This window comes from Janthinobacterium sp. SUN033 (genome assembly GCF_030397595.1).
Lineage (GTDB): Bacteria > Pseudomonadota > Gammaproteobacteria > Burkholderiales > Burkholderiaceae_D > Janthinobacterium > Janthinobacterium kumbetense.
Window position 1 is genome coordinate 921,088 of sequence record NZ_JAPQNV010000002.1, and the last position, 12,048, is coordinate 933,135.

The 12,048-nt window shown below is 64.6% G+C and carries 13 protein-coding genes; 3 read left to right on the forward strand and 10 right to left on the reverse strand.

Going from position 1 to position 12,048, the window contains the following annotated elements; translation table 11 throughout:
- Positions 1-114: 114 nt before the first annotated feature.
- The 4 genes from OX460_RS12670 to ybiB form a co-directional block, all read right to left on the reverse strand.
- Positions 115-567, reverse strand: a complete 453-nt coding sequence (locus tag OX460_RS12670) for a GatB/YqeY domain-containing protein (RefSeq protein WP_152256678.1) — start codon at positions 565-567, stop codon at positions 115-117.
- Between the two features lie 195 nt (positions 568-762).
- Complete coding sequence (rpsU, locus tag OX460_RS12675) at positions 763-975, reverse strand: 30S ribosomal protein S21 (RefSeq protein WP_008451879.1); 213 nt, start codon at positions 973-975, stop codon at positions 763-765.
- Between the two features lie 183 nt (positions 976-1,158).
- On the reverse strand, positions 1,159-2,373 hold the full coding sequence (locus OX460_RS12680; protein WP_289898840.1) for an NAD(P)/FAD-dependent oxidoreductase: 1,215 nt from the start codon (positions 2,371-2,373) through the stop codon (positions 1,159-1,161).
- Between the two features lie 56 nt (positions 2,374-2,429).
- Positions 2,430-3,422 (reverse strand): DNA-binding protein YbiB, encoded by a 993-nt coding sequence (ybiB, locus tag OX460_RS12685; protein WP_289898841.1) that lies wholly within the window; start codon positions 3,420-3,422, stop codon positions 2,430-2,432.
- 147 nt (positions 3,423-3,569) lie between these two features.
- On the opposite strand from ybiB, the gene OX460_RS12690 reads away from it, so the two are divergent.
- Both OX460_RS12690 and OX460_RS12695 read left to right on the forward strand, forming a co-directional pair.
- Entirely contained in the window at positions 3,570-4,247 is a 678-nt protein-coding gene (locus OX460_RS12690; RefSeq protein ID WP_289898842.1) for a hypothetical protein, read from the forward strand.
- Between the two features lie 150 nt (positions 4,248-4,397).
- Positions 4,398-5,459 (forward strand): 3-deoxy-7-phosphoheptulonate synthase, encoded by a 1,062-nt coding sequence (locus tag OX460_RS12695; RefSeq protein WP_099666639.1) that lies wholly within the window; start codon positions 4,398-4,400, stop codon positions 5,457-5,459.
- A gap of 45 nt (positions 5,460-5,504) precedes the next feature.
- Here the strand turns inward: OX460_RS12695 and OX460_RS12700 are convergent, their stop codons facing one another.
- Positions 5,505-5,915 (reverse strand): nitrite reductase (NAD(P)H) small subunit, encoded by a 411-nt coding sequence (locus OX460_RS12700; RefSeq protein ID WP_099666638.1) that lies wholly within the window; start codon positions 5,913-5,915, stop codon positions 5,505-5,507.
- A 209-nt stretch (positions 5,916-6,124) separates the two neighbouring features.
- On the opposite strand from OX460_RS12700, the gene tsaD reads away from it, so the two are divergent.
- Positions 6,125-7,165, forward strand: coding sequence for a tRNA (adenosine(37)-N6)-threonylcarbamoyltransferase complex transferase subunit TsaD (gene tsaD / locus OX460_RS12705; RefSeq protein WP_289898843.1), 1,041 nt, complete (start codon positions 6,125-6,127; stop codon positions 7,163-7,165).
- Here the strand turns inward: tsaD and eutC are convergent, their stop codons facing one another.
- From eutC to OX460_RS12730, 5 genes are read right to left on the reverse strand one after another with little or no spacing between them, the layout of a single operon-like run.
- Positions 7,166-7,939: an ethanolamine ammonia-lyase subunit EutC gene (gene eutC, locus OX460_RS12710; RefSeq protein WP_289898844.1), complete on the reverse strand. Its 774-nt coding sequence runs from the start codon at positions 7,937-7,939 to the stop codon at positions 7,166-7,168.
- A gap of 9 nt (positions 7,940-7,948) precedes the next feature.
- Complete coding sequence (locus OX460_RS12715; protein WP_289898845.1) at positions 7,949-9,337, reverse strand: ethanolamine ammonia-lyase subunit EutB; 1,389 nt, start codon at positions 9,335-9,337, stop codon at positions 7,949-7,951.
- Between the two features lie 34 nt (positions 9,338-9,371).
- A complete protein-coding gene (locus tag OX460_RS12720) occupies positions 9,372-10,835 on the reverse strand; it encodes a TIGR01777 family oxidoreductase (RefSeq protein ID WP_289898846.1) in 1,464 nt (487 codons plus the stop codon).
- On the reverse strand, positions 10,832-11,473 hold the full coding sequence (locus OX460_RS12725) for a DUF4166 domain-containing protein (protein WP_289898847.1): 642 nt from the start codon (positions 11,471-11,473) through the stop codon (positions 10,832-10,834). Before OX460_RS12725 ends, OX460_RS12720 begins: the two co-directional genes overlap by 4 nt.
- Positions 11,470-12,024: a GbsR/MarR family transcriptional regulator gene (locus tag OX460_RS12730; protein ID WP_289898848.1), complete on the reverse strand. Its 555-nt coding sequence runs from the start codon at positions 12,022-12,024 to the stop codon at positions 11,470-11,472. The genes OX460_RS12725 and OX460_RS12730 overlap by 4 nt, the downstream gene beginning before the upstream one ends.
- Positions 12,025-12,048: the final 24 nt, after the last annotated feature.

A 12,048-nucleotide genomic window follows, 5' to 3' on the forward strand; every position in this document is an offset into this window, starting at 1 on the left:
TGTTATAGGTCAGACTATACTACCGCACGCGGCCTGAGGTTGAGCCAGGTCAACGTGTGGGCTGTTAACAGGCTGCCAGCGCGACGGCTGGCAGCCCTTGCTACTATTGTATGCTTACGCTGCCGGCGTCAAGGCTTTCTTGACCAGGGCGGACACCACCGTCATGTCGGCGCGACCAGCCAGCTTCGGCTTGACGATGGCCATGACCTTGCCCATGTCTTGCGGACCGGCGGCGCCCGAGGCGGCCACGGCGGCAGCCACTTCGGCCGCCACTTCGTCTTCCGACAGGCCCGCAGGCATGTAGCCGATCAGGTGCACCAGTTCGGCTTTTTCGATGTCGGCCAGGTCGGCACGGCCACCGGCTTCGAACTGGGTGATCGAATCCTTGCGCTGCTTGATCATCTTTTCCACGATGGCCGTCACGTGGGCATCCGTCAATTCGATGCGCTCGTCGACTTCCTTGCGCTTGATTTCCGCCAGCAACAGGCGAATCGTACCCAGCTTGCCCGCTTCCTTGGCGCGCATGGCGTTTTTCATGTCTTCGGTAATTTGTTCTTTCAAGCTCATGGCAATCCTCGTGTTGGTAAGTGGGGTTCGATGCTGATCTGTGTACTCCAAGCAGGCAGCCACAAAAGCGAAAACCCGCTGCGGCGAACCGGAGCGGGTATGCGACTCATCTGAAGTATCACTCCAGGCGAATCAAAACAAAACCCGTGGCGAACAATGCGCCGAACTACCCGGGTTGGTTCTGACTGAACAGTCTTAGAATAATTTTTTCGGCAGTTGTTGGCTGCGGATGCGTTTGTAATGACGCTTAACAGCAGCTGCCAGCTTGCGCTTGCGCTCAGCTGTTGGCTTTTCGTAGAATTCGCGTGCGCGCAATTCGGTCAGCAGACCCGTTTTTTCGATGGTGCGTTTGAAGCGACGCATTGCGACTTCGAACGGCTCGTTTTCTTTAAGGCGAATAGTGGTCATGTAAAATTCAAACCGTTGAGGTGGTGTATAGGAAGAGATAGATAGTAGCAGCTTTTATTCGGAAAGGGAAGCCCCTCCCCCACTTGCGTGCGGCATGCAGCCTGCAGTCGCTGCCGGAATGTGGCGTAAACCACGCACCGGGGTCGGCGCACCGGGCGCCAGAACCCCATCCTACAGACTTGCTTACTGCAAGGCAATACCTGCCGCCACGCCGGAAGCCCAGGCCCACTGGAAGTTGTAACCGCCCAGCCAGCCCGTCACATCGACCGATTCACCGATGAAATACAGGCCCGGCACCTTATTCGCCATCATGGTCTGCTGCGACAATTCCCGCGTGTCGATGCCGCCACGCGTCACTTCCGCCTTGCGGTAGCCTTCGGAACCGTTCGGCACGATGGACCAGGCATTGATGGCCTGGCCCAGCTTGCGCAGCTGCGCGTCGGGCATGTCGGCGATGCGCGCATCCGGCGCCAGGCCATTGACAGCAAGCAAACAGTCGGCCAGGCGCTGCGGCAGCCATTGCGCGACGATATTGCCCAGTTGCTTCTTCAAGGTGCCCTTGCCTTCAATCAAGGTCTGCGCCACGTCCACTTCCGGCAACAGGTTGACGACGATGGGCTCGCCCGGCAGCCAGTAGCTGGAAATCTGCAGAATCGCCGGGCCCGACAAGCCGCGATGGGTGAACAGCAAATCTTCGCGGAAACGCGCACCCGTGGCCTTGCGGCCTTTCAGGCTGCCCGTTTCCACATCCACTTCCAGCGCGATGCCGGACAGTTCCGCGAACGGCGCCCAGCTGGCCGGGTCGAACGTCAGCGGCACCAGGGCCGGACGGGGCTCGACCATCATCAAATCGAATTGCTTGGCGATGCGGTAGGCGAAATCCGTGGCGCCGATCTTCGGGATCGACAGGCCGCCCGTGGCGATGACGATGCTGGCCGTCTCGATGTCGCCGCTATCGGTCTGCAGCACGAAGCCGCCATCTTCCTGCTGCACAACATTGTCGATCTTGCACGGCATGCGCCAATGCACGCCGCCAGCGGCGCACTCGTCCTTGAGCATGTCGATGATCTGTTCGGCCGATTCATTGCAGAATTGCTGGCCCTTGTGCTTTTCGTGGTAGCCGATCCGGTATTTTTTCACCAGCGCGAGGAAATCCTGCGGCGTGTAGCGCGACAGCGCGCTTTTGCAGAAATGCGGGTTTTCCGAGAGGAAATTTTGTGGCGTGGCGTTAATATTGGTGAAATTACACCGCCCGCCACCCGAGATGCGGATCTTTTCGGCCAGCTTGGCCGCGTGATCGATCAACACCACGCGCTTGCCTTGCTGGGCGGCAACAGCCGCACACATCATGCCGGCCGCGCCCGCGCCGATCACTGCCACATCAAATTGTTTTGCCATAAGAATTCCGGTCACCGCTGATTACAAAGACGCCATTGTAAACTGCGGCGGCGCGGCTAGCGCGGCCGTGCTGCAATCTGCCGCGATGCCATCAGGCATTGCTCCACCTGCTCGGCGATCGACGGCGGCACGGGCACCTCGCCGCGCAGCACGGCGGCGATCCAGGCAGCCGTGGTGACCGCATCGCGCTCGGCCGGCAAGTGCGGCAACTCTTCCACCAGCAACTGTTTTTCCACCAGCACCGTGCGTTCGCTCCCGTGAAACCAGTCGATCTGCTGCGCCTTGTTGGCGTTGGCCACCGTTTCGCCTTCCGTGCCGCGCATCAGGAAAGCGTCGCCGCGCGCAGAATCTGATGCAGTCAGGAAATATTCACCGAGCATTTCCAGGTATTCCGGGTGCGTGTACGACACCAGGCGCAGGGCGGGACCGGCGAACGGCTGCATGATTTTCACCAGGGTGTGCGTGGAATTGCGCACGCCCAGCACGCGCCGCAGGGACAGCATGTGTGCCAGACGCGGCGCCAGCGCAGCGATGGGCAGGAAGGCGGCTTCCCCGCGCGCCATGGCGGCCTCGGCCTGCGCATGGTCCGGCGAGGCGGGCACGCCCAGCGCGGCCAGCACTTCGGCCGTCGTGATGCGGCCCGGGTCGCCCGTCACGCCATGCACGAGCACGGGCGCCCCCGCGCGCGCCAGCAGCAGCGCCAGCAGGGCCGTCAGGTTGGCCATCTTGCGGGCGCCGTTGTAGCTGGGAATGATGATGGGCGCGAATTCGCCGGCCGGCGCGGCCAGCGGGACGAATGACGCTTCGGCCGCGTCGAGGAAGCCGGCGATCTCGTCCACGGATTCGCCTTTGATGCGCATCGACAACAAAATGCCGCCCAATTCCAGGTCCGACACGCGGCCCTCGAGCATGGCGCGGTACAGGGCGCGGGCGTCATCGCGCGTCATGCTGCGCGCGCCGTTCTTGCCGCGTCCTATTTCCTTGATGAAACGTGCTGCGGGGAATGGCTCGCCGGCCACATCGGTATGGGGGATGGAAACAGTCGTCATGGCGCCAGTTTACACGGATTCTCCCCCTTGCAGACGGGCTGGAAGCCGCCATGGACGCCGATGCAACAGTCTTTCGAGCTATTTCTTGGATGGAACTGCATCCAAACGCGCCACCGCTGCGTATAAGACTGCACAGGAGGACTCATCATGGAACACGCAAGCAAACAGGAAACGGCCTTCGTCGGCATCGAAACGAGCAAGCTGCTGCTGAAAGCCGTGCTGCTCTCGGGCGGCGAAGTGCTGTGCAAGGTGCTGGAAAACGACGTGGCCGGCTACCGCTGGCTGCGCAGCTGGCTGCAAAGGAACGACGTGTCCGTCATGGGCTTGCGCGTCTGCATGCGCGTGAACGAGCCGCACAGCGAGGCGGCCGCCAGCGCGCTGGCCGGCATGGGCATGCTGGTCTGCGATGCCGAGCCCGGCCGGCTGGAAGCGTATGCGCGCGGCTGCGGCCTGCCCGGCGGCGCGGTGCGCGGCGCCGTGGTGCTGGCCAAGTATTGCGCGGCGGCACGCCCTGTCCCCTGGACGCCGCCTTCGCCCGCCTACATGGAGCTGCGCCAGTGGCTGCGCCGCCTGCAAGCCGTGCGGCAGCTGCGGCAACAGGAAATGACGTGCCTGGAAACCCATTTCCATGCGGGCCAGATTGCGCTGCATCAATTGCTGCGCCAGCAGATCGCCTGCCTCGATACGCAGATACGCCAGCACGAAAGCGCCATTCTTGCGCATGTGCGGCGCCATCCCGGCCTGTCCCGGCCACCCGAGCTGGCCGGCAATTACCCGCGCATCGCCCGCTACAGCGTTGGCGCCAGCCTGGCCGGCGGTCATTGAGCGCCCGGAAGCAAGGGGCCGGCGGCGTGCCGGCCCTGCCATAAAAACAACTCAGCCATTCCCGTTTTGGCCCCATCCCCGCCGCCAGGCCGCATTTCCGCTACACTATTGCCTCTTAAAGAACGCAATAGCGAAAGCCGAGCCAGAATCATGAATACGCCAGACATCGAAAATATCAACGTCACCTCTTTCGCGCCCATGCCGACACCGGCCGAACTGCACGCCAAGCTGCCCCTGTCGGAAAGCGCCTTCGACACCGTCAGCCGCGGCCGCGAAGCGCTGCGCAACATCATCGACCGCAAGGACCAGCGCCTGTTCGTCGTCGTCGGCCCGTGCTCGATCCACGACCCCGTCGCCGGCCTCGATTACGCGCGCCGCCTGAAAGCGCTGCAAGAGGAAGTCAAGGACACGATGCTGCTGGTGATGCGCGTGTATTTCGAAAAACCGCGTACCACCACGGGCTGGAAGGGCTATATCAACGACCCGTACATGGACGACTCGTTCAAGGTCAACGAAGGCATGGAAAAGGCGCGCCAGTTCCTGCTCGACGTGTGCGAACTGGGCCTGCCCACCGCCACCGAAGCGCTGGACCCCATCTCGCCGCAATACCTGGGCGACCTGATCGCCTGGACGGCCATCGGCGCGCGCACCACGGAATCGCAGACGCACCGCGAAATGTCGTCCGGCCTGTCGACGCCCGTCGGCTTCAAGAACGGCACCGATGGCGACATCAGCATCGCCGTCAACGCCATCCTGTCGTCGGCGCACCCGCACTCCTTCCTGGGCATTAACGGCGAAGGCAATGTGGCCATCGTGCGCACGCGCGGCAACGCGTACGGCCACGTCGTGCTGCGCGGCGGCGACGGCCGCCCGAACTACGATTCCGTGTCGATCGCCATCGCCGAACAGGCGCTGGCCAAGGCCAAGCTGCCCGCCAACCTGGTGGTCGACTGCTCGCACGCGAACAGCTACAAGAAACCAGAACTGCAGCCGCTGGTGATGGCCGACGTGGTCAACCAGATCCGCCAGGGCAACCGCTCGCTGGTGGGCGTGATGATCGAATCGAACATCGTCGGCGGCAACCAGAAGATCCCGCAAGACCTGTCGCAACTGACCTACGGCTGCTCCGTCACCGACGGCTGCATCGACTGGGACACGACGGCGACCATGCTGCGCGATGCGCATGCGCACTTGTTGAACCGCCCGGCGTAAGCCTCTCGCGGAGACCAAAAACGGCGCCCTGTGCGCCTTTTTTTTTCACACGGCCATCTGCACATGCGGCAGCACGGCGAACGATCCCGCCAGCGCCTGTTCCGCCTTGCTGGCCGGGATATTGAGTTCATTGACGTCCAGGTAGATGCGCCCATCGAGGATGCGCACGGCGTACGTGCGCGCCATGCCCTGCACGGGCGCCACCAGGCGCCCCGAATCGAGCTCGATGATCCAGCTGTTCTTCGGTCCCATCAGGTTTTTCTCCATCAGCACCCCGTGCGCCAGCGGGCCGCCCAGGCATGGCACCGTATCGAGCAGCGCGTACACCGTGTCATCCAGGGCGCGAAACAGCGCCACGCCGGGCAAGTCCTGCCAGGCCAGGCCCCGCTGCACCATGCGCGCGCCCGCCGGCGGCATGTCCTTCAGGCGGCAAATCATTTTCCATTGTTCCGACATCGCTAGCTCCCTTGAGAAAGGCACACGCCTGTCTAAGCAAGAGCGGTGCCAGTGCCGCACGGGCAAAAAATGGCCAACATGCAGGGGGAAACCCCAGCGCGGCGCACTGCGCAAGTGCACACTGCCGCCGAAATGGTGCGCCCGCCGCACGGTGGACCAGCCGGCTTTCCTTTACAATGGCGGATTACTCCTCCCTATTCAGTACCTTCATGATTGTTCTTGGCGTCGAATCCTCCTGTGACGAAACCGGCCTGGCCTTGTACGACACGCAACGCGGCCTGCTGTCGCACGCCCTCTACTCGCAGGTAGCCATGCACGAGCAATATGGCGGCGTGGTGCCGGAACTGGCGTCGCGCGACCATATCCGCCGCGCCATCCCGCTGCTCGATGAAACCCTGGCCAAGGCCGGCATCACCCTGCCCGAGATCGACGCCATCGCCTATACGCAGGGTCCCGGACTGGCCGGCGCGCTGCTGGTGGGTTCCTCGGTGGCCTGCAGCCTGGGCCTGGCCATCAACAAGCCGGTGCTGGGCATCCACCACCTGGAAGGCCATCTGCTTTCGCCATTGCTGGCGTCGGAGCCGCCGGAATTCCCCTTCATCGCCCTGCTGGTGTCGGGCGGCCACACGCAGCTGATGCGCGTCGATGGCGTGGGCCAGTACACGATGCTGGGCGAAACGCTCGATGACGCGGCCGGCGAAGCGTTCGACAAATCGGCCAAGCTGCTGGGACTGGGCTATCCGGGCGGCCCCGCCATTTCGCGCCTGGCCGAATTCGGCGACCCGCTGGCCTATAAACTGCCGCGTCCCATGCTGCACTCGAAGGATTTCAATTTCAGTTTCTCCGGTTTGAAGACGGCCGTGCTGACCGTGGTCAAGAACCATGAAGAAAAAGTCATCGCGAATATCTGCGAACAGGACAAGGCGAATATCGCGCGCGGCTTCGTCGACGCCATCGTCGACGTGCTGACGGCCAAATGCGTGGCGGCCCTCAAGCACACGGGCTTGAAACGCCTGGTGATCGCCGGCGGCGTGGGCGCCAACGCGCAATTGCGCGCCTCGCTCAACGTGGCCGCCGCCAAGAAGCGTTTTAAAGTGTATTACCCGGAGCTGGAATTCTGTACCGATAACGGCGCCATGATCGCCTTTGCCGGCGCCATGCGCCTGCAAATCAACCCGCAGGCGGCCAAGCACGATTACTCGTTCAATGTGCGCCCGCGCTGGCCGCTGGACGAAATCCGCGAAGTCTGATCACTCCAGCAGGAAGTTGCGCGCGCCCGCCAGGGCCGCGCCTTCCGCCACCGTTTCATCCTTCAAGCCCACGCCCGACAGCTGCCGGCTGAACGCCTGCGACAGCAGATAATGCAGCCGGTACGCGGCCGGCGCATACGCCAGCCCTTCCGGACGCACGTTCGAGATGCAGTTGCGGCGCTCGTCCCGCAAGCCTGTTTTTGGCGCCCACGTCAGGTACAGGCCCAGACTGTCCGGGGAACTGAGGCCCGGCCGCTCGCCGATCAGCACCAGCACGGCGCGCGCCTTCAGCAACTCCCCTATTTCGTCGCCGATGGCCACCCGTCCCTGCGCCACGATGTGCAGCGGCGACAGCGTCCACGCTTCCAGCGCCAGCCGTGCGCGCAAGGCGGCCAGGAAGGGCGCCGCGTGGCGCTGCACGGCCAGCGCCGACAGGCCATCGGCCGCCACCAGCGCCAGATCCACGCCTTGCGGCAAGGCCGCCAGGCGCGCGCGTGAAACATCGTCGAGCCGGCGGCCCAGGTCGGGACGCTGCAGATAGTCGGCGCGCGTGGCGGCGGCGCTGTGCAGCTGCACGCAGGCTTGCCCCTGTTCTGTCAGCGTCTGCGCCAGGGCGCCGCCATCGAGCGCCAGGTGCACGGCGTCGCGCGCCTGCGCGTGGGCCAGCTGGAACGCCAGCTGCGCGCTGGTCGGCACGCTCACGCCGCGGCGCCCCAGCGCGATGCGCGCCGCCGTATGCGCGCGCAGCGCCTGCCACGGGCTTTTCTCGTCCATGTATCCTCCCTAGCCGTTCAGGCGCAGCAGGGCCGCCTGGAAGGCGGGCGCCAGCGCCGTGTTCAGACGACCCTGCGCATCCGTGATCCGCATGCGCGCCAGCCAGGCCGCGAATTCGGGCGCGGGACGCAGGCCCAGCACGCGGCGCGCATACAGGGCGTCGTGGAACGAGGTGCTCTGGTAGCCGAGCATGATGTCGTCCGCGCCCGGCACGCCCATGATGAAATTGCAGCCGGCCACGCCCAGCATGGTCAGCAAGGCATCCATGTCGTCCTGGTCCGCTTCCGCGTGGTTGGTGTAGCACACGTCGCAGCCCATGGGCAGCCCAAGCAGCTTGGCACAGAAATGGTCTTCCAGTCCCGCGCGCATGATCTGCTTGCCGTCGTACAGGTATTCCGGGCCGATGAAGCCCACCACGGAATTGACCAGCAGCGGCTGGAAGGCGCGCGCCACCGCATACGCTCGCGCCTCGCACGTCTGCTGGTCCATGCCGTGGTGGGCGCCGGCCGACAGGGCGCTGCCCTGCCCCGTCTCGAAATACATGACGTTGTTGCCCACCGTGCCGCGCCCCAGCGACAGGGCCGCCGCCTGGCCCTCGGCCAGCAGCGACAAGTCGATGCCGAAGCTGCGGTTGGCCGCCTGCGTGCCCGCCACCGACTGGAATACCAGGTCGACGGGCGCGCCGCGGCGTATCGCCTCGAGCGTATTGGTGATGTGGGTGAGCACGCACGACTGCGTGGGAATCTGATATTGATCAATGACGGCATCGAGCAGGTGCAACAGCGCGACCACCTGCGCCACATTGTCGGTGGCGGGATTGATCCCGATCACGGCGTCGCCGCTGCCCAGCAGCAGGCCATCGAGGATGGAGGCGGCAATCCCCGTGGCGTCATCCGTCGGGTGATTCGGCTGCAAGCGCGTGGACAGGCGGCCTTCCAGGCCCAGGGTATTGCGAAAGGCCGTGACGACACGGCACTTGCGGGCCACCAGCACCAGGTCCTGCAGGCGCATGATTTTTGAGACGGCGGCCGCCATTTCCGGCGTGATGCCGGCGGCGACCTGGGACAGCGTTGGCGTATCCGTCGCGTCATCGAGCAGCCAGTCGCGGAAATCGCCCACGCACAGGTGGGAAATCGGCGCCAGGGCGGCGCGCTCGTGGGTGTCGATGATCAGGCGCGTGACTTCATCGTCTTCGTACGGCACCAGCGCCTCATTGAGAAAGGTCAACAAGGGCACGTCCGCCAGCGCCAGCTGCGCCGCCACCCGTTCACGCGCGCTGGCGGCCGCCACGCCGGCCAGCACATCGCCCGAACGCGGCGGCGTGGCCTTCGCCAGCAGCTCCTTCAGGCTGGCGAAGGCATAGGTATGACTGTCTATCGTATGGCTGAAGCGGGGCATGGTTCGGTTCCTCCCATCCCCATCTTACGCCAACTTATAAACTGCGCAGCGCCCCTTCCAGCTGTGGGTAGCGGAAGGCAAAGCCTTCGCCCAGCAGCCGGCGCGGCGCGACCCGCTGGCCTTCCACCAGCAAGTCGGCCTGCTCGCCCAGCATGGTGCGCATGACGAAGGCCGGCGTGGGCAGGAAGCTGGGGCGGTGCAGCACGGCGCCCGCCACTTGGGCGAAGCGACGCTGTTCGATGGCTTCCGGCGCGCAGAAGTTATACGCGCCGCTGACGATGGCATCTTCGCTGCGGCGCGCCAGGTGGGCGATGCCGCGGATCACGTCGCGCACGTGCACCCACGTGACCCACTGCTTGCCGCTGCCCAGCGGGCCGCCCACGCCAAAGCGGATCGGCAGCAGCATCTGCGGCAGCGAACCCTGGTGGCCGAAGACGAGGCCAAAGCGCATGCAGCCCACCTGCACGCCAAATGCCTCCGCCTGGCGCGCGGCCGCTTCCCATTCCTGGCACAGCTGCGACATGAAGATGGCTTGCGGCGCGCTCTCCTCCGTCAGTTCCGTGGCGTCGCCCTGCGGCTGCACGCCGTAATAGCCGATGGCCGACGCCGACAGCAGTACGCGCGGCTTGTGCTGCGCGCGGGCGATCCACGCCACCAGTTCCTGCGTCAGCGCCACCCGGCTGCGGCGCAGCGCCGCCTTGCGCGCCTCCGTCCAGCGCCGCCCGACGATGCGCGCGCCGGCCAGGTTGACCACCATGTCGATGCGCTGCGCATCCGCCAATGCGTCCAGCGAATCGATGCAGCGCACCTGGCCATCGAAGGTCCACGCGGCCTGTTTCGGCTGGCGCGTCAGCACCGTCACCGCATGCCCATCGGCCAGCAAGGCGCTGACCAGTTGCTGGCCGATGAAACCCGTGGCGCCCGTCACCAGCACGGACTGCGGCGCGGCGGCAAAGCGCAGGTGCTCTTCCTGCTCTTGCTTTTCCTGCACCTTGCGCCGGCCCAGCTGCCACACGGCATACGCGTCGCGCAGGCCGGACAAGCCCACGCCCACGCCGCACAGGGCGAGGAAGACGCTGAGCCAGCCATACGGCTGCCACACGAGGGCCGTCGGCAACGTCGCCCACTCGCTGCTGTTCAGGGCCAGCAAGGCGATGAAGGCGCCCGCGTTAATCGCCAGCACCGTGTGCGTGACCCGCTCCGTGGCGGGCAAGAGGCGGGTCTGGTCTTCCACGACGAAATCCCATAGGGTCAGCACGATTTCCACGCCAAACACGATGACCAGCACCCAGGCCCAGGCGCCATGCCACTCCCAGGCGGCCAGGCCCACGAACAGCAAGCTGTAGATCAGGGCGCGCGTCGCATGGATGGTCAATTCCAGCCTTGCGGACGCCTTTTGCGGCAGCGCCTCCGTGATTTCATGGTGGTAGATGGTGTCGAAGGCGCCCAGGCAGCCTTGCGCCGCCATCAGTTGCAGGGCCAGCAGATGCGTATTCATGGTGTTTCCTTCATTTCCGGTGCGGCGGACTCGCGAAACACGCCCGCCTGGGTGAACGTGGTGCCGAACAGCGCGTGGCGAATCTCGATGCGGATGTTGAACTGCTGCGGCGTCTCGTTGCGGTGGCACAGATAGGTCTTGCCGGGCGTGAGCACGCCGGGCAGCGGCAGGCGCCAGCCGAAGATATCGAGGAAATAGCCGTCGCTGGTGAAGTGCAAATTGCCCTCTTCCACGTGCAGCAGCAGCTTCATGCCCAGCCCCATGCCCACGTATTCGAGCACTTCGCCCTTTGCGCTTTCGGCCATATAGGAGGTGAAGCGGATCGGCGCGCGCCCGTGCAGGCGGTAGGTGCGCTGCTTGAAGATGAAGGGGCAGCCGGGGCGCGAATAGACTTCGATATCCACGGGAAAGTCGTGGTCGTCATGCGGAATCAGCGCCCCATCGATGAAGGGGCGCGTCAGCCAGCCGAGGCATTTCCCCAGGCGCGAGCTGCTGAGTTCACTGAGTTCACCCCGGTAGTACAGGGGCTGGCCCGGCGCGGGATTTTTCTCGAAGCGGCGGCGGATGTCCGGGTGCAGGGTCAGCCACTGCTCGCCCATCACCTTCTTGAACAGTTCTCCTTCCGAGGGGCCGTTCATGATTCCCCGCGCTTGCCCGGTTTGTCTTCCGGGCTGAGGAACTTGGCCACCTTGCCGCCCATCGACAGCATGCGCTGCAAGGTCGCCGGCGGCAGGTTCTTATAGTCGCTGTAGGTGCTGCTGAGCATTTCCAGAAACGCCAGCACTTCGCCCATGCGTTCGAGCGTCGCCGGCGGTATCGCTGCATCGTGCTCGCCCTCGATCGCGCATTCGCGCAGCACCGTCAGGGTGGGGTCGATCTCGCGCCGCTTGCGCTCTTCCATGATGACGCGGAAGATTTCCCACACATCCTGCAGGGCGACGAAATGGTCGCGCCGGTCCCCCATCACGTGCGTGATGCGCGCCAGGCCCCAGCTTTGCAATTCCTTCAGGCTGTTGCTGACGTTGGACCTGGCCACGTTCAGGCTGGCCGCGATGTCTTCCGCCGTCAAGGGTTCGTTGGCCAGGAACAGCAGCGCATGGATTTGCGCCACCGTGCGGTTGACGCCCCAGCGGGTGCCCATCTCGCCCCAGTGCAGAATATATTTCTGCGTGGTTGGACTCAGTTCCATGATTTTCTCTTATTTCTGTCGTTA

What these genes read in the sequence shown, in the direction of transcription:
- OX460_RS12670 (WP_152256678.1), bottom strand. Translation starts at nt 567, where the DNA reads ATGAGCTTGAAAGAACAAATTACCGAAGACATGAAAAACGCCATGCGC.
- rpsU (WP_008451879.1), bottom strand. Translation starts at nt 975, where the DNA reads ATGACCACTATTCGCCTTAAAGAAAACGAGCCGTTCGAAGTCGCAATG.
- OX460_RS12680 (WP_289898840.1), bottom strand. Translation starts at nt 2,373, where the DNA reads ATGGCAAAACAATTTGATGTGGCAGTGATCGGCGCGGGCGCGGCCGGC.
- ybiB (WP_289898841.1), bottom strand. Translation starts at nt 3,422, where the DNA reads ATGACGACTGTTTCCATCCCCCATACCGATGTGGCCGGCGAGCCATTC.
- OX460_RS12690 (WP_289898842.1), top strand. Translation starts at nt 3,570, where the DNA reads ATGGAACACGCAAGCAAACAGGAAACGGCCTTCGTCGGCATCGAAACG.
- OX460_RS12695 (WP_099666639.1), top strand. Translation starts at nt 4,398, where the DNA reads ATGAATACGCCAGACATCGAAAATATCAACGTCACCTCTTTCGCGCCC.
- OX460_RS12700 (WP_099666638.1), bottom strand. Translation starts at nt 5,915, where the DNA reads ATGTCGGAACAATGGAAAATGATTTGCCGCCTGAAGGACATGCCGCCG.
- tsaD (WP_289898843.1), top strand. Translation starts at nt 6,125, where the DNA reads ATGATTGTTCTTGGCGTCGAATCCTCCTGTGACGAAACCGGCCTGGCC.
- eutC (WP_289898844.1), bottom strand. Translation starts at nt 7,939, where the DNA reads ATGGACGAGAAAAGCCCGTGGCAGGCGCTGCGCGCGCATACGGCGGCG.
- OX460_RS12715 (WP_289898845.1), bottom strand. Translation starts at nt 9,337, where the DNA reads ATGCCCCGCTTCAGCCATACGATAGACAGTCATACCTATGCCTTCGCC.
- OX460_RS12720 (WP_289898846.1), bottom strand. Translation starts at nt 10,835, where the DNA reads ATGAATACGCATCTGCTGGCCCTGCAACTGATGGCGGCGCAAGGCTGC.
- OX460_RS12725 (WP_289898847.1), bottom strand. Translation starts at nt 11,473, where the DNA reads ATGAACGGCCCCTCGGAAGGAGAACTGTTCAAGAAGGTGATGGGCGAG.
- OX460_RS12730 (WP_289898848.1), bottom strand. Translation starts at nt 12,024, where the DNA reads ATGGAACTGAGTCCAACCACGCAGAAATATATTCTGCACTGGGGCGAG.